Raw genomic sequence first — 16,514 nt, 5'->3', positions numbered from 1 at the left:
TAAAAATTAGAACACTCCGAATACAGCCATAAATGTTCCTGCAACGACTGCGGTACCTACGACACCTGCAACGTTAGGGCCCATAGCATGCATAAGAAGGAAGTTACTGGGATCATACTCTGCACCAACCTTCTGTGATACTCTGGCTGCCATCGGAACCGCTGAAACTCCGGCAGAACCTACAAGAGGATTAACCTTACCGCCTGTAAGAACGCACATAAGCTTACCGAACAGACATCCTGCTGCAGTACCAATAACGAATGCAATAAGACCAAGAACAACGATCTTAATTGTTGTGATGTTAAGGAATGCCTCAGCACTTGTTGTAGCACCTACTGATGTACCAAGCATGATAACTACGATATACATAAGAGCGTTGGACGCTGTCTCCTGAAGCTGACGAACAACGCCACTTTCACGGAAGAGGTTACCAAGCATCAGCATACCGATAAGAGGTGCTGTTGTAGGAAGAATCATACTTACAACGATAGTAACGATGATAGGGAAGAGAATCTTCTCAAGCTTAGATACCGGACGCAGCTGCTGCATGCGGATCTTTCTCTCCTTCTCAGTTGTAAGAAGCTTCATTACAGGGGGCTGAATGATCGGTACAAGTGACATGTACGAATAAGCAGCCACCGCAATAGGACCAAGAATTGTGGTCTGGTTCAGCTTTGTTGCAAGGAAGATAGATGTAGGACCATCTGCTCCTCCAATGATTGAAATAGCTGCAGCCTGCTGATCATTAAAGCCCATGGCAATAGCCATGAAGTAAGCTGAAAAGATACCAAACTGAGCAGCAGCTCCCATAAGGAAGCTCTTGGGGTTGGCAATTAGCGGACCGAAGTCAGTCATCGCACCAACACCCATGAAGATAAGTGACGGCATGATAGCCCACTCATCAAGCAGGTAGAAATAATACAAAAGTCCGCCTACTCCGTTGGATGACTTATCGATAGAAAGCATAATATCAGGATAGATATTAACCAATAGCATACCGAAGGAGATAGGTACTAAAAGAAGTGGTTCGAAATCCTTGGCAATAGCAAGATACATAAAAATCAGCGCAACGACAACCATTATGTAGTTACCGGGTGTCATTGTAGTAAATGCAGTTTGCTGCCAGAGATTCGATAATGTGTTTACAATGTAATCCATTTAACGACCTCCGTTATAGTCATCTCCTAATTTAGTTCATTGTTGCAACAACGCCGCCAGCCTCAACTGCATCGCCTACAGCAACGTCGATACTTGCGATTGTACCATCCTGAGGTGCAACCATAGGAATCTCCATCTTCATAGATTCCATAACAACTACAGCATCGCCCTTCTTTACAGCCTGGCCAACGCTTGCCTCAATCTTAAGAACCTTACCTGCTGCACCGGCTGTTACCTTTACAGAGCCTGCGCCTGCAGTTGCCTTCTTAGCGGGTGCTGCGGGAGCCTTGGGTGCTGCTACAGGAGCTGCTGCTACGGGTGCACCGCCGCCAGCGCCTTCTTCAACAGTTACATCATATACGTTTCCGTTAACGGTAATTGTATAGTTTTTCATTATTTATATCCTCCTAAATAATAGCATTAAGCCTTTTTCCAATTACTAGCCTTGCCGACTTTTCTAACGGATCTTACAACAAAACCGTCTGTGGTGGCACTGCCTTCGTATGCAGCAATAGCAGCTGCAATAACAGCAACAAGTTCAGTATCGCCTGAAAGTTCTTCCTTATCAGCAATCTGAGATGTTACGTTGTCCATTGACTTCTCAGTGATTTCCTTAGCACTCTCGGGCTTCTTCTCAGTGAGCTTGTTAATAAGCGGGAATGCTGAAATAACAAGGGCAATGATAATAAGCACTGTAAATGCCATACCCATTCCAAGAAGGGTGTTAAGTCCGGCACTTCTAAGCTTTTCACCGAAAGAATGATTTACATTCACTGAAATAAGTGTCGGTACGCCCTTTCTGTCAAGGCTGTACTCAAGGAGAGCTGTGTGAGAATTCTCACCTGTGCCTTCGATAGTTGCATCTACCATGAGCTCGCCATCCTTATTTACCCAATAAGTGATGTCCTTAACGCTGATATCATCAGCGATTGTAGCATCGCTGCCATATCCAAGCTCATCCTTTGCATCATACCAGTTCTTATAACCGGCATAGAACACATCGTAGGTAGCCTCATCAAAGCTGTCCTCTAACTGTTCTTCAAAATTGTCAGGTGTAATACCCTGCAAATACATGGTCTCAAAATAAGAATCTTCGATGACCTGTGCGTACTGCATCAGACCTTCTTTAGAAAAAGTATTCTCATCGTATCTGCTTCCGGCAACTGTATTGTACTGAGTACTGTCGCCACAAGCTGCCAGAGAGAGCATGCAGATCAGCGTAACACCTAAAGCTAAAATCTTATGCTTCACTGTGCGCTCCTCCTTATACTGTAGTATGCTTCCTTACAGGGCGATCTTCACGCTTGCTGTAAAGCATTTCAAAAGCTCCTATTACATATTTTCTTGTATCTGCAGCACTGATGATAGCATCTACATATCCTCTTCCTGCAGCACTCTCTACATTGTTCTGGAGTTTTTCGTAAGCAGCAGCTGTATCAGCAACAGTAGCTGAATCCTTACCATCAGCAATGATCTTAGCAGCGTGCTCAGCATTCATTGTTCCGATCTCGGCATCAGGCCAAGCAAATGTCATATCAGAACCGATTGCCTTAGAGTTCATTACAACATAAGCACTGCCATATGCCTTGCCAGTTACAACATTTACCTTCGGCACTGTTGCAGCAGCAAGAGCAGCAACAAGCTTAGCTGCACTCTTAGCAACATGTCTCTCATCGCACTTTGTTGCGCCAAAGCCCTTCACGTTTGTAAGTGAAAGAACGGGAATCTCAAATGCATCACAGAAGCTTACAAGGTCTGCAGCCTTATTGCATGCATGAGCTGTAAGAACATTATCAAACTTCTCTGCTACTTCACCCTTTTCATCATAAACAACGCTTCTGTTAGCGATAACACCAACAGTTGCACCATTAAGCTTGATGAAACCTGTTACCATTTCCTTAGCGTAATCTCTCTTTGTCTCAAAGAAGATTCCGTTATCGGAAATCTGTCTGAGCATAAGTGCGGGATCATCTACGCTACCATCGAGATTCTCGCATACGCGGTTAAGATCGTCTGCGCACTCATCAAAGCTCTCTGTATCTTCGTTGTTGGAAGGAAGAAGTGAAACGAGTTCTCTAATCTGAGCATAAAGTGACTGCTCGTCAGCTACAACATCAACATTTCCTGCCTCACTACCCTGCCATGCAGCAGATGATGTGTCACACTTCTCCTTGCTGTTACCTTCAAGGACATTGGGAGAATTAACAAAGAGCTTACCACTCTTTTCTTCCATAAATGTAAAATCTGTCATTGTGGGGAAAAGTGCAAGACCGCCACCGCATGATCCAAGAATAGCTGTGATCTGCGGAACCACTCCTGAAGCACTTACCTGTCTGCGATAGATCTCGCCGAATGCATTAAGTGCATCAGTTGCCTCCTGAAGACGAAGTCCTGCTGAATCAATAAGACCGATTACAGGTGCTCCCATCTTAAGAGCCATATCATAGAGACCTGCTATTTTCTTAGCATGCATCTCTCCTACAGAACCACCAAGGACGGAAGCATCCTGCGCATAAACGTATACAAGCTTACCGCCGATTACGCCATAGCCGGTTACTACACCATCAGAGGGTGTCTCTGTCTGCTTCAGATTGAAATCCGTGCTTCTTGCTTTCACCTGAGCGCCGATTTCAACGAAACTGTTTTCATCAAGCAGAGAAAAGATTCTCTGACTTGCCTGAGAAGAACTACTCATTTCTTCACCTCCGTAATATATTATTAAGTGGCATTTTGTTTTTGGCTATAAAAAAACGGAGATATTTTCATAGCGCAAAAACCACAACTTAAGTCATGTTATAGTATAGCACAAATAAAGGGCATGGAGAATACTCCATACCCTTATTTTCTGCGCTTTTTTATGCATTTTTTATTAGAATTATTAAAAAATAATAAAGCCTTGTTTTTATATATCCAGCTTGACACTTATCTCTTGTTCAGCTTCCTGTTTAAACTCTTCAACTCGCACCGCATCCAGCGAAGGAAGCTCCTCAAGAGACTTCACTCCAAAGCTTCTAAGAAACTGCTCCGTTGTGCCGAAAAGAAGCGGCCTTCCAGGAGCATCAAGTCTTCCAAGCTCCTGCACAAGATTAAATTCAACAAGACGATTAACCGCATGATCGCTGTTAACACCACGGATTCTCTCTACATCAAGTCTTGTGATGGGCTGCTTATAGGCAATTATTGAAAGCGTCTCCATAAGTGCATCTGTAAGTGTAATCTTCTTAGGTGTCTTAGCAACCTTGATCAGATACTCATACATATCACTTTTAGTGCAAAGCTGAATTGAATCCTCAAGCTCTATAAGACCTATTCCGCTGTCGCTTTTTTCGTATTTTTCTTTTAAATATTTGATCTGATCCCTTACATCTTTAAGGTCTTCATCAAGTGCATTGCATATAGCTGCAACACTCACGGAATCACCCATGGTAAAAAGGATCGCTTCAATAGCTGCTGCTCCCTCTTCTCTTTTCATCTCATCCTCACTTTACTGCAATATTTGAAGTGATCATAATATCACCGAAGGTCTCATCCTGCTCTATCATGATTTCTCCAATCTTCATCGCTTCTAAGATAACCAGGAAGGTTACGATAATCTCCACCTTGCTTCCCTGTTTCTCAAGAAGCTGCTTAAAGCTGAATCTGTCATGCTCTCTTATGTAAGCCTTGACATATAAAGTCTTCTGGTCAAGGTCAACGGATTCCTTTTCAATCTTACCGAATTTACTTCTGATAGGATCGACCTTATCCTCCTGTCTCCTAAGCAGTGCCTGAAAAATCTCGTTAAGCTTCGACAGATTGGCATCACCCAAAAGAGCATCATAGTCGATTGGTTCCTCATAGGACATAACTTCATCCGGGATGTTTTTCTTACGGAACATATGAGTGTCGGCATTCATCTGACGGTCTCTCAGCTCATCTGCCATGTATTTATACATCTTGTATTCCAAAAGCTTTTCAACAAGCTCTGCTCTCGGATCTTCCTCTTCTCCCTCTTCATTAACTTCCTTGGGAAGAAGCATTTTGCATTTTATATCTACCAGAGTTGCTGCCATTACAAGGAATTCACTGGTAACTTCCATATCATCCTTCTTCATCGCTCTGATGTATTCCATATATTGCTCTGTAATAACAGCTATCGGAATATCATAGATGTCTATTTTGTTCTTATCAATAAGGTGAAGAAGCAGATCCAGAGGCCCCTCAAAAACCTGCAGCTTAACTTCAAGCGCCATTATTATTCCTCTTGTATTTATTTTTTATCCGCAATCAGGTTTATCACGCATATTTCACCGGGATTATTAAACCTGACTCTGATAGAGTGAGTTGAAAGTCCTTTGCTGAGAATCATTTTGGACTCGCCAATCTCATACAATCCCCCATCATACTTAGGGAAAAGTGTAAGTGCCGGTGAAATCACGCCTCCAAGAATAGGAAGTCTAATAATTCCGCCATGGACATGTCCCGATACTGTCAGATCCGCTCCCCATTCCTTGTATCTGTCAAAAAAGATCGGGTTATGAGCAATAAGAAGCTGAAATCTATCTGCACAGGGCACGCCGAAAAACTGCTCTATATATCCTTCCGGCATTTTGTATTTAATTATTTTTCTAAAGAACTCATGTCCAAGTTCCAGGCCATGAATCTCCATATTCAAATCTTCAAGGTAAGTCCCTTGGTTTCTTAAAACAACACATCCGGCATCAGTTATCTTTTTTTCATACCCACGATATGCTATTTGTTTAAAACCCTCAAGGATATCCATTTTATTTTCATGATTGCCGTTAGCTGCATAAACAGGATATCTGGAACAAAGCTCGGCTACAAAATCTGCTATTTCTTTATATCTGTTCAGTCCAAGCTCCTGAGATGCCGTAAGCATGTCACCTGCTATCAGAATAACATCCGGTGATATATCGTCTATTGCCTTTATTAGTCTGCAGTTACCTTCCCCAAAAGAATTTTCATGCAGGTCTGAAAGCAAACAGAAAACAGCATCTTTTTTCAATTTATCCGAATGAACCTCATATCTGGTAACTATAAAATTGTTCATATCGTGATGTATTACAGCGATCACGAATATTACCAGTAGAGCTATAACAAATAAAATAATATACGCCATAAAAATCCTGTAAGATAAAAATAGTCCTTGATTATAAAACCAAGGACTTGTTTTTATTAATTATATTTACGTTTTCTAGCTGCTTCAGACTTCTTCTTGCGCTTTACGCTTGGCTTCTCGTAATGTTCTCTTTTACGAATCTCCTGCTGGATGCCAGCCTTAGCACAGCTTCTCTTGAAGCGACGAAGTGCGCTGTCTAAAGTTTCATTTTCTTTTACAATAACTGTTGACATTCTTTACTCTTACCCTCCCTTCAGACCCTTCCTTAACGGATGTCCAGGGTTATTTGTCATGTATTTATTCACATAACATCTATAGATTATACCATAATTTTTCAACCCGTCAAGCACAAAAATATAAGGGTTTATTAGATTTTTATCAATAATCGTTATTTCGATATTTAGTTATTTGATTTGCGTATCAAGTGTTTTCTCAGCTTCAGCAATAGCATCAGGAATACCTGCAGGATTCTTACCACCTGCCTGAGCCATATTGGGACGTCCGCCGCCGCCACCGCCAACTTTACCTGCGATAGCCTTTACAAGATTACCTGCGTGTGCGCCCTTGGCAATAGCTCCGTCAGTTGCCATAGCCATAAGGTTAACCTTGCCATCATTCTCAGAAACAAGAACAACTACACCTTCTGAAAGCTTAGTCTTGAGCTGATCTCCAAGATCTCTAAGACCATTCATATCAACGCCCTTAACGCTCTGAGCGATAAGCTTAACGCCCTTAACATCAATTACGCTGTCCATTACATCACCAAGAGCAGCCTGAGCTTCTTTGCTCTTTAATGACTCGTTCTCACTCTTAAGAGCCTTGAGTTCTTCCTGAAGCTTCTTAATGTGATCAACAAGGTCAGCAGGATTTGTCTTAAATGTCTTTGCAGCATTTCCAAGATTTGACATAGCATTCTCATAGTATGCTCTTGCATTATTACCTGTAAGAGCTTCGATACGACGAACGCCTGCAGCAACACCACTCTCAGATACAACCTTGAAAAGACCGATGTGACTTGTGTTTGCAACGTGAGTACCGCCACAAAGTTCGATAGAGAAATCACCCATGTTAACAACTCTTACTGTTTCACCGTATTTCTCACCAAACAGAGCCATTGCTCCGGTCTTCTTAGCCTCGTCAATTGACATTACCTTAGTATCTACAGGAAGTGCAGACAAAATCTTCTCATTGACAATATCTTCAACCTTCTGAATCTCATCAGCTGTCATTGCCTGATGATAGCTAAAGTCGAATCTTGTCTTATCGGGATCCTGATAGGAACCTGCCTGTTCTACTCCATCGCCAAGAACTTCCTGAAGTGCCTTCTGAAGAAGATGTGTTGCGGAGTGGTTACGGCATGTCTTAGCGCGGTTCTCAGTATCAACATTAAGTGATACCTTATCAGAAGTCTTAAAGCTTCCACTTACAACCTCACCCACATGAGCAGTTCTGCCGCCTGCAACCTTAATAGCCTCAGATACAACGAACTTTGATCCGTCAGGACCGATGATCTCACCGATATCTCCTACCTGGCCACCCATTGTACCGTAGAATGTAGTTTTGTCAGTGATAATTGTGCCCTGCTGGCCTTCTGTAAGCTCATCTACAAGTGCCTCAGCACCTGCCATAGCCACAACTGTTCCATCGCAGCTAAGAACTTCATAACCAAGGAATTCTGTTGTTACAGACTCATCAAGCTCATCAAATACACCTACACCTGTTGTAAGCTTAGCTGAGAAGTTCTGATTATCTCTGGCCTTCTGCTTCTGCTCTTCCATGGATTCAGCAAAGCCCTTCTCATCAACGCTAAAGCCTTCTTCCTGTGCAAGCTCTACAGTAAGCTCTACAGGGAAACCAAATGTATCATAAAGGAAGAATGCATCCTTTCCTACGATTTCCTTCTTACCTTCAGAAGATGTCTGATCAAGGATCTTCTTAAATTCCTTCATACCGTTTTCAAGTGTTGACTCGAAACGTGTAATCTCTCTCTCAAGCTCAGTAAGAACGAACTTCTCATTCTTTGCAAGATGCTCATAGCTCTCTTTATATTCATCAATATAAATCTGCGCTACACCAAGAATCTGATTTTTGCCAAGTCCAAGTGTTCTAGCATGTCTTACAGCACGACGGATAAGTCTTCTAAGAATATATCCGGCACCGGTGTTGGAAGGAAGAAGCTTAGCCTCGTCTCCGATGAGCATTACTGAAGTACGTGTATGATCTGCAAGAATTCTCATTGATCTTGTAGTCTTCTCATCAGCTTCGTACTTGATTCCGCTTTCCTTCTCAATATAAGCGATTACAGGTGCGTGAAGATCGATCTTGTAAACATCATCAACACCATTAAGGAATGCAAGAATACGCTCAAGTCCCCAACCTGTATCAACGTTCTTCTGAGAAAGAGGTGTAAGGTGACCATCGTGGTGCTTCTCATACTGCATGAAAACGTCGTTACCGATCTCAGTGTACTTACCACAATGGCAACCAGGACCACAATCAGGACCGCAATCCGGTATATCCTTTACATAGAACATCTCACTGTCAGGACCACAGGGACCATATTCAAGTCCCCACCAGTTATCCTCGGCAGGAAGATAGAAAATATTCTCAGGCTTAAAACCTGACTCTATACGATACTTAGCACCCTCCTCGTCTCTGGGAGCATTCTCATCTCCTGCAAAAACGGTAGCTGCAAGATGATCAGCATCAAAGCCAAAGAGTTCTGTCAAAAGCTCATAGCTCCACTGGCAACGCTCTTTTTTAAAGTAGTCACCAAGTGACCAGCTTCCCATCATTTCAAAGAATGTACCATGGCTCTTATCACCTACTGAATCTATATCGTTGGTTCTAACGCAACCCTGAACGTTGCAAAGACGTGTTCCGAGAGGATGCTTTTTACCAAGCAGATAAGGCATAAGAGGCTGCATTCCTGCAACGTTAAACATAACGCCTGTTGATCCGTCGGATACAAGTGAAACAGCGCCACAATCAACATGTCCGCGGTCGATATAGAACTGTTTCCATGCTTTGCGAAGTTCGTTAGCTGTAAATTGTTTCATTTCCATACTCCTTTTTAACCCTCATCCGCCCTTCGGGCACCTTCTCCCAAAGGGAGAAGGCAGGGATTTTTAATCATCTTCCCTCCTTGAAGGGTTTTAATCATCTTCCCTCCTTGAAGGTTTTTAATTATCTTCCCTTCTTGAAGGTTTTTAATTATCTTCCCTCCTTGAAGGTTTTTAATTATCTTCCCTTCTTGAAGGTTTTTAATTATCTTCCCTTCTTGAAGGTTTTTAATTATCTCCCCTTCTTGAAGGGTTTTAATCATCTTCCCTTATGGGAAATGCTTTATATTTTCTCAAAATCAAAAATCGAATTTATCTGAGAAGAATGCCTCGAGCTCGTCGATTGCGATTCTCTCCTGCTCCATGCTGTCACGGAAACGTACTGTAACCTTTCCATCTGTCTCGGAGTCAAAGTCATAGGTTACGCAGAAAGGTGTACCAATCTCATCCTGTCTGCGGTATCTCTTACCGATGTTACCTCTGTCATCAAACTCGCAGTTGTACTTCTTGGAAAGCTTAGCATAAATCTTCTCAGCACCCTCATTGAGCTTCTTGGAAAGAGGAAGAATACCGATCTTGATAGGTGCAAGTGCAGGATGGAAACGAAGTACTGTACGCATATCAGGTGCTTCTTCTGTTCCAAGGTTCTCCTCATCATAAGCTTCGCAAAGGAATGCAAGAGTTACACGGTCTGCACCAAGTGAAGGCTCAACGACGTAAGGAATGTACTTCTCCTTAGCCTCATCATCAAAGTACTCCATAGGCTCACCGGAAGTCTCCTGATGTCTTGTAAGGTCATAATCAGTTCTTGAAGCGATTCCCCAAAGCTCACCCCAATCTGTGAAGGGGAATGCATACTCGATATCAGTAGTATGATCACTGTAGAATGAAAGCTCTTCCGGATCATGGTCACGAAGTCTTAAGTTCTCTTCCTTGATTCCAAGTGAAAGAAGCCATTCATAGCATGTCTTTCTCCAGTATTCAAACCACTCGGTCTGTGTGCCGGGCTTGCAGAAGAACTCAAGCTCCATCTGCTCAAACTCTCTGGTTCTGAAAGTGAAGTTACCGGGTGTGATCTCGTTACGGAAGCTCTTACCGATCTGGCAGATACCAAACGGAACCTTCTTACGTGATGTGCGCTGTACATTCTTGAAGTTTACGAATATACCCTGTGCTGTCTCGGGACGAAGATATACAGTGTCCTTAGCATCCTCAGTAACACCCTGGAAAGTCTTGAACATAAGGTTGAACTCTCTGATAGGTGTAAAGTCATGCTTACCACAAGACGGGCAGGGAACGCTGTGCTCCTTGATGAAGTTCTCCATCTCTTCGTGTGACCAACCATCTACAGAAGTCTCAAGCTTGATGCCATTCTCAGCAGCAAAATCCTCAATGATCTTGTCTGCTCTGAATCTCTCATGGCACTCTTTACAATCCATAAGAGGATCTGAGAATCCACCAAGATGACCTGAAGCAACCCATGTCTGAGGGTTCATAAGAATAGCGCAGTCAACGCCGACATTGTAAGGGTTCTCCTGAACGAATTTCTGCCACCATGCCTTCTTAACATTGTTTTTGAATTCAACACCAAGATTACCGTAATCCCATGTATTGGCAAGTCCGCCATAAATCTCACTACCGGGATAGATAAATCCTCTTCCCTTGGCAAGTGCAACTATTTTGTCCATTGTTTTTTCATTAGCTTTCATAACCAAAACCTCTTTCCGAGCATTACGCTCATATATTATTAAGAGCAAATGCTCAAATATTACTTATTAAGTACAATGTAGGATGTTGAACCATCCGCTGTTTCAGAGAGATCAACCATATACTTGTCGACTATTTTCACTCCCGGTGAAACATATTTTATCTTATATGGAAATGCTACTATATTCTTACTGCCTGTTATCACTACGTGCTCATTTACAAGTGATGCTGCCTTTTCCGCATCTGCGGGAGCCCCGTTTACATCAAGCAGGTTATTAACGTCAATCTTTCCGGTAATTATGGCATCCGAGATTGTAACGTATGAAAGTGATTCGCTGTTAAACTCCGAGTAATCCTCAGCATTGCCAAACTTGATCACCATTTTGACTTTACTGCCATCTTTTTCAAGAGAATCAAACTCAGCTGCGCCTTCACCCTTTGAGACAATAAATGCATTTATCTCATTCTCGGTCATCTCCTGAAGCTCAGCAGTATCATAATAATTCTCAGCAAAATCTTCAATGATGGTACTTACAATTTTGCCATCCTTCTCTATGACGATTGAAGATCTGTCAAGCCCCGATACATCACCACCCTTGCCGCAGCCTGTAAAGGCAAAAAGCATTACGGCTGTCATGGCTGTTACCATGATTTTCTTAAATATTCTGTTATCCATTCATCAACCTCATAAAAATATAACTTGAATATGCGCAATCCCTGCGCACACTTTTATGATTATATAACGCATTTTGCTGTTTTTCAATTGGTTATTATACAGCAGATAAGGCATTTCATATAATCGTGCTAAGCATCTCCAGACTGTTAAGTTTTCTGTCGATGAAGCGTTTTCTATAAATATCACAGATATGTTCCAGCTCTAAAAGGACCTCTCTCTTAACTGCAAAGGTAAATAGCTTTGTTATCGGAGCTGTTCTTATGAATTCAAGAGTATATGCCGTTGAGCCATCATAATCTCTGTCAGTTGGAATTCCGGGAAATTCACCGTTTATTACAAGACTCTTTATTTCATACACGCATTTTACCAGCCTATTATCAAGCTTATCCGACTCAAGAGCTCTTAGGGACTGATAAAGCAGTTTTAAAACTTCTCTCTCATCATTGTTCTCTCTTGTGTAATAATCAGCAAGCTCTAGAAAAAACATGCCATAAAGGGAACACGTAAAGTCCTGTCTGAAGTATTCAAAATAATTGGAGATATTTGCCTGCTGAATGTTATAGGATGACCTTCCCTCATAGAGAGTAAATTCTCCAAAACAAAAAGGTTCAACCGATCCGGCAAGATGACTTCCCGGACGTCTTGAACCTTTTGCAAAAGCAGTGATTTTACCACGTTCGGAAGTAAGTATAGTAACCACGAAGTCATAATCGCCTACGGGTGACCTTTTTATTATCATTCCATTTACAGTGGTAAGTGTGGTCATTAGTTATCTCTTATTTCCTACTTAGTATTCTTATAGCCAAAATTCTTCATTTGTATAGTGTCATTTCTCCAGTCCTTTCTTACCTTTACGAATAACTGGAGATTGACTCTGCAGCCAACCAGTTTCTCAATATCAGTTCTTGCTGTGGAACCGATTTTTTTAAGCATTGAACCGCCTTTACCTATAATAATTCCCTTGTGAGAATCACGCTCGCAAATAATAGAAGCTTCTATATCCATTATGTTGCTTTCGGCTGAAACCTCTGCCGCATCCTTTTCTCCGCCCTTAAGCGCTGCAAGCATTGCTTCAAGATCAGGAGCTTCCTGTGATGAAACAGTATTTGCTTCTGTCTTTCCTTTTTTCGGAGGATGAACATGCTTTGATTTTTTTTTCTTTGTAGCTTCAGTCACCTGCCTTGTTCTCATGGTTTCAACAGTAACAGCTATACCATGGGGAACCTCATCGGAAAGAAGTCTAAGTGCTTTCTCTCTGATAATTTCGGCAACGATATCTCTCTCTGACTGATCGGTGAGCACCTCATCATCATAAAAAGGATCACCATAGGGAAGCCTGTCGTAAATCCTCTGCATAAGCTCATCGAGGTTGTCGCTCTTTAATGCGGAAACAGTAACGATATCAGCATAATCCATTTCCTTTTTATAGGCTTCGATGAACTTTTCTAAATCCTCACCGGATACAGTGTCTATTTTGTTTATTACAAGTATGACCTGTTTATTGCATTCTCTTAGCTGATCAATGATCATATGCTCGCCGGCACCGATGAAGGTACTGGGTTCAACAAGCCAGAGAATAAGATCAACCTCTTCAATGGTCTTGGTTGCAACCTTGACCATATACTCACCGAGCTTGTTCTTGGATTCATGAATACCCGGTGTATCGAGGAACACTATCTGACCGCGCTCATCAGTATACACTGTCTGAATCCTTCCCCTGGTTGTCTGAGGCTTATGTGAAGTAATCGCAATCTTCTGACCGATAAGATGGTTCATCAGAGTTGATTTTCCAACATTCGGTCTTCCGATCAGGGTTACATATCCGCATTTCATACTGTTATTCTTTTGATTTTCCTGCATAAATAAGCTGCTCCACTTTTCCGAATAAATCCTTGTTCTGCATAAGCTTATTGCCATCACCTACTACGCATAGACATTCATCTGAAAGGAACGCATCAACGTAAGCTGAGAGGCTGCGAATCTTTTCCTGATCTGTTGCAAGAAGTGTGTCTCTGTCATGCTGCATATCCTCAAGACTTGCATTGCACATATAGACAGTAAGTCCATACGCACCCTTTGTTGCAGGTGTCTTAGGAGTATCAAGATCACTTATCGCTCCAATGATGAACTGAGTGATGGTTCTCTCATCAGCTTCAAAGTTCTTCAGGTAGTCAGAAGCCTGCTTAAACACTTCAATACTTCTTGAAAGATGAGGATCTCTGTAGGTTACAAAGTATGAATCACCATTCTTGGCAAATCCGCTCATGCATCCATAAGCTCCGCCTAGAACTCTTATATTCTTCCAAAGGTAATCGTAGCCAAGCATAACCTTGAGGACTCTTAGTGATCCGTCATATTTAAGTCCCTTTGTTGCAAAGTTTCCTCCAAGGCATACATATTGAACCTGTCCTGCTGTCTGGAAAGCCTCATTCTTTTTCTCGCATGTGATGCTGAAGCCCACAGTGTCTATCTCTTCAGTATGAAGACCTTCCGCAAAGGCTTTTACCTTGTCCTCAAGACCTACATATTCCTTCTCAGATGCGGTGTAATCAACGAGAAGATTTTCAGGACGGAAAATAATCCTGCAGAGTTCAAGCATGTTATCAACTATTTTGTCTGCTGCAGACTCGTCATCCGCTATGCTCTCCCTTACCTCTTCCAGGAGTCTGTAACCGCCTATTCCTGAAACCATATCAGAGATCATAGCAGGCTTGGAAACATAAGACAGCGCTCTTAAAGCTGCACTGTGATGTCCTGCTCCTGCCAGATCGGAACGAGCCCTACTGCATGTTTCATCAAGGATTTCAGTCATCCTCTTTTTATTATCAAACTTAGTTCTTAAGATGATCTCACTTACAAGATCAAATGCTTTTTGAAGCTGAGGGTAAAGCACTTTAGCACTCACTTCAAAGGTGGTCTTAAACTCAGAAACTTTATTTGCATCTGTATATGTGCTTATAGACCCATTTATTCCACCCGTCTGAAGATTGATCTCATTATAAAGATCAGCATATGAATAGTTTTCAGTATCCATCATGCCAAGGAAGGTCTTTAGCATAGGTGCATACGGAAGCAGTCTGTCAGGCACCTTGCTCATATCAAATACAAAGTTCAGATATCCGATTCCATTTGTGAATACGTTGTGGAACAGGATCTTCTGATCGCCTGCCTGTCTAAGTTCATTGTAGAACTTATCTACTTCTTTTCTGATATCATTTCTTGTAAGAAGCGGAATCTTAGCAAGATCTTCCGGTCTGTCAGGTTCCTCCTGATATGCCTTTAAATCTGCGGTGTCCTTAACAATCTTATCAATCTCTTCTTTACTAAGACTGTCTCGATACTCCTTAAGTTTGGTTCTAAGTGTTTCCTCTTTCTCCTCTGTAAGTCCCTTTTTAGGTTCCATTGTGAGGATGGTACTATGTGTATTATTAAGAAGATAATCCTCTATCAGTTTTTCAAAATAGCCTGTTGAAACTTCATCCTTAAGAAGTGCAAATGTATCATTAGCCTCAACGTTAATCCAGGGCTTCATGTCATCATAAAGCCAGCTGTCCAAAACCTGGAGTCCGTAAAGAAGTCCCTTGGGGAATCTTCCGAAGTCAGCTTCTCTATACTTAAATTCATCTGCATTAATTCCGGCAAGAAGAGCCTTTTTATCAATGCCGTTCTTAACCTGGTCTCTTAAAACCTGCTCGATGGTTGAAACAAATTCTTCCTTCTGCTCAGGATTGGCATTTTTGGCTACTATTGAAAATACAGGCTGAATTATGCCGTTGTCGTAGTCGCTAAATACCTCGCTGCCAATTCCCTTGTCGATAAGAGCTTTTTTAATCGGAGCTCCGGGTGCTGAGCAAAGCGCATAATCCAAAACATCAAAAGCTACATAGAATTTAGGATCAAGGCTGCTTCCAACAGCATAATTAAGTGAAAGATATGTATTATCCTCAAGTGAATCCTCATTGAGAATAGGATAAAAGTCCTTTATATCCTTACGCTCATCAAATGCCTTCTGAATTTCTATTTCAGAATCTACTTTTATACTATCAAATGCTGAAAGGTAGTTCTCATCGATATATGTAAGCTTTTCAGCCATATCCATATTGCCGTAGAGATAGATATAGCTGTTAGAGGGATGATAATACTTTCTATGAAAATCAAGATAGTCCTCATATGTGAGGTTATATATCTCTTCGGGATCTCCACCGGATTCGATTCCATAGGTTGTGTCAGGGAAAAGTGATTTTCTTATATCTCTGGCAACAACTTCATCGGCAGATGAAAAAGCACCCTTCATCTCATTGTAAACGACACCGTTTATCTTAAGCTCATCATCGGCACTTTCCATTTCATAGTGCCAGCCCTCCTGCATAAATATCTTCTCTGTTTTATAAATATTAGGATAAAACACTGCATCCAGATAAACATGCATAAGGTTCTGAAAATCAGCGTCATTGCAGCTTGCTATGGGATAAACCGTCTTATCGGGATATGTCATAGCATTCAAGAATGTATTTAATGAGCCCTTTACCAGTTCAACAAAGGGATCCTTTATCGGAAATTCTTTTGATCCGCACAAAACAGTATGCTCAATGATATGCGCTACACCGGTTGAATCCTTGGGCGGTGTTCTGAATCCAATATAGAAGACCTTGTTATCATCATCATTTGATAAAAGAGCAACTCTTGCCCCTGTCTTCTTATGACGAAGAATATAACTTTCAGAATTCAAATCGTCTATTCTTCTATGCTCTAATACTTCATAAGTATTAAGTTCTTCAACTCTCATACAATA

The 16,514-nt window shown here is 41.7% G+C and carries 15 protein-coding genes; all 15 read right to left on the bottom strand.

Going from position 1 to position 16,514, the window contains the following annotated elements; translation table 11 throughout:
• Positions 1–6 precede the first annotated feature (6 nt).
• A complete protein-coding gene (locus tag G586_RS0105590) occupies positions 7–1,158 on the bottom strand; it encodes a sodium ion-translocating decarboxylase subunit beta (protein ID WP_022759869.1) in 1,152 nt (383 codons plus the stop codon).
• Positions 1,159–1,189: 31 nt separating this feature from the next.
• On the bottom strand, positions 1,190–1,552 hold the full coding sequence (locus G586_RS0105585) for a biotin/lipoyl-containing protein (RefSeq protein ID WP_026526944.1): 363 nt from the start codon (positions 1,550–1,552) through the stop codon (positions 1,190–1,192).
• Positions 1,553–1,578: 26 nt separating this feature from the next.
• Positions 1,579–2,409: an OadG family protein gene (locus G586_RS24680; protein ID WP_026526943.1), complete on the bottom strand. Its 831-nt coding sequence runs from the start codon at positions 2,407–2,409 to the stop codon at positions 1,579–1,581.
• 13 nt (positions 2,410–2,422) lie between these two features.
• The gene (locus G586_RS0105575) at positions 2,423–3,853 is read right to left on the bottom strand and encodes an acyl-CoA carboxylase subunit beta (RefSeq protein ID WP_026526942.1); all 1,431 of its coding nucleotides are present in this window, start codon (positions 3,851–3,853) and stop codon (positions 2,423–2,425) included.
• A gap of 207 nt (positions 3,854–4,060) precedes the next feature.
• Entirely contained in the window at positions 4,061–4,630 is a 570-nt protein-coding gene (gene scpB / locus G586_RS0105570) for an SMC-Scp complex subunit ScpB (RefSeq protein WP_026526941.1), read from the bottom strand.
• A gap of 7 nt (positions 4,631–4,637) precedes the next feature.
• The gene (locus G586_RS0105565; protein ID WP_026526940.1) at positions 4,638–5,390 is read right to left on the bottom strand and encodes a segregation and condensation protein A; all 753 of its coding nucleotides are present in this window, start codon (positions 5,388–5,390) and stop codon (positions 4,638–4,640) included.
• Positions 5,391–5,407: 17 nt separating this feature from the next.
• The gene (locus G586_RS0105560; protein WP_207640717.1) at positions 5,408–6,208 is read right to left on the bottom strand and encodes a metallophosphoesterase; all 801 of its coding nucleotides are present in this window, start codon (positions 6,206–6,208) and stop codon (positions 5,408–5,410) included.
• A gap of 125 nt (positions 6,209–6,333) precedes the next feature.
• Complete coding sequence (gene rpsU, locus G586_RS0105555) at positions 6,334–6,510, bottom strand: 30S ribosomal protein S21 (RefSeq protein WP_022755619.1); 177 nt, start codon at positions 6,508–6,510, stop codon at positions 6,334–6,336.
• 171 nt (positions 6,511–6,681) lie between these two features.
• Positions 6,682–9,336: an alanine--tRNA ligase gene (gene alaS / locus G586_RS0105550; protein WP_051204592.1), complete on the bottom strand. Its 2,655-nt coding sequence runs from the start codon at positions 9,334–9,336 to the stop codon at positions 6,682–6,684.
• A gap of 14 nt (positions 9,337–9,350) precedes the next feature.
• A complete protein-coding gene (locus G586_RS0105545; protein WP_026526937.1) occupies positions 9,351–9,602 on the bottom strand; it encodes a hypothetical protein in 252 nt (83 codons plus the stop codon).
• Positions 9,603–9,638: 36 nt separating this feature from the next.
• Complete coding sequence (locus G586_RS0105540; protein WP_026526936.1) at positions 9,639–11,048, bottom strand: glycine--tRNA ligase; 1,410 nt, start codon at positions 11,046–11,048, stop codon at positions 9,639–9,641.
• A gap of 59 nt (positions 11,049–11,107) precedes the next feature.
• Positions 11,108–11,722, bottom strand: coding sequence for a hypothetical protein (locus G586_RS0105535; protein WP_026526935.1), 615 nt, complete (start codon positions 11,720–11,722; stop codon positions 11,108–11,110).
• Between the two features lie 115 nt (positions 11,723–11,837).
• On the bottom strand, positions 11,838–12,488 hold the full coding sequence (recO, locus tag G586_RS0105530) for a DNA repair protein RecO (RefSeq protein WP_026526934.1): 651 nt from the start codon (positions 12,486–12,488) through the stop codon (positions 11,838–11,840).
• A 17-nt stretch (positions 12,489–12,505) separates the two neighbouring features.
• A complete protein-coding gene (gene era, locus G586_RS26920; RefSeq protein ID WP_026526933.1) occupies positions 12,506–13,582 on the bottom strand; it encodes a GTPase Era in 1,077 nt (358 codons plus the stop codon).
• Positions 13,560–16,508, bottom strand: coding sequence for an insulinase family protein (locus G586_RS0105520; RefSeq protein ID WP_026526932.1), 2,949 nt, complete (start codon positions 16,506–16,508; stop codon positions 13,560–13,562). Before G586_RS0105520 ends, era begins: the two co-directional genes overlap by 23 nt.
• Positions 16,509–16,514: the final 6 nt, after the last annotated feature.

Origin of the sequence: Butyrivibrio sp. VCD2006, from assembly GCF_000423925.1 — a bacterium.
Lineage (GTDB): Bacteria > Bacillota > Clostridia > Lachnospirales > Lachnospiraceae > Butyrivibrio.
The sequence above is the reverse complement of the archived record's forward strand: the minus strand, read 5'-3'. Positions and strand labels throughout refer to the sequence as shown.

What these genes read in the sequence shown, in the direction of transcription:
- G586_RS0105585 (WP_026526944.1), bottom strand. Translation starts at nt 1,552, where the DNA reads ATGAAAAACTATACAATTACCGTTAACGGAAACGTATATGATGTAACT.
- G586_RS0105540 (WP_026526936.1), bottom strand. Translation starts at nt 11,048, where the DNA reads ATGAAAGCTAATGAAAAAACAATGGACAAAATAGTTGCACTTGCCAAG.
- G586_RS0105520 (WP_026526932.1), bottom strand. Translation starts at nt 16,508, where the DNA reads ATGAGAGTTGAAGAACTTAATACTTATGAAGTATTAGAGCATAGAAGA.
- G586_RS0105560 (WP_207640717.1), bottom strand. Translation starts at nt 6,208, where the DNA reads ATGAACAATTTTATAGTTACCAGATATGAGGTTCATTCGGATAAATTG.
- scpB (WP_026526941.1), bottom strand. Translation starts at nt 4,630, where the DNA reads ATGAAAAGAGAAGAGGGAGCAGCAGCTATTGAAGCGATCCTTTTTACC.
- era (WP_026526933.1), bottom strand. Translation starts at nt 13,582, where the DNA reads ATGCAGGAAAATCAAAAGAATAACAGTATGAAATGCGGATATGTAACC.
- rpsU (WP_022755619.1), bottom strand. Translation starts at nt 6,510, where the DNA reads ATGTCAACAGTTATTGTAAAAGAAAATGAAACTTTAGACAGCGCACTT.
- G586_RS0105535 (WP_026526935.1), bottom strand. Translation starts at nt 11,722, where the DNA reads ATGGATAACAGAATATTTAAGAAAATCATGGTAACAGCCATGACAGCC.
- alaS (WP_051204592.1), bottom strand. Translation starts at nt 9,336, where the DNA reads ATGAAACAATTTACAGCTAACGAACTTCGCAAAGCATGGAAACAGTTC.
- recO (WP_026526934.1), bottom strand. Translation starts at nt 12,488, where the DNA reads ATGACCACACTTACCACTGTAAATGGAATGATAATAAAAAGGTCACCC.
- G586_RS0105590 (WP_022759869.1), bottom strand. Translation starts at nt 1,158, where the DNA reads ATGGATTACATTGTAAACACATTATCGAATCTCTGGCAGCAAACTGCA.
- G586_RS0105575 (WP_026526942.1), bottom strand. Translation starts at nt 3,853, where the DNA reads ATGAGTAGTTCTTCTCAGGCAAGTCAGAGAATCTTTTCTCTGCTTGAT.
- G586_RS0105565 (WP_026526940.1), bottom strand. Translation starts at nt 5,390, where the DNA reads ATGGCGCTTGAAGTTAAGCTGCAGGTTTTTGAGGGGCCTCTGGATCTG.
- G586_RS0105545 (WP_026526937.1), bottom strand. Translation starts at nt 9,602, where the DNA reads ATGATTAAAACCCTTCAAGAAGGGGAGATAATTAAAAACCTTCAAGAA.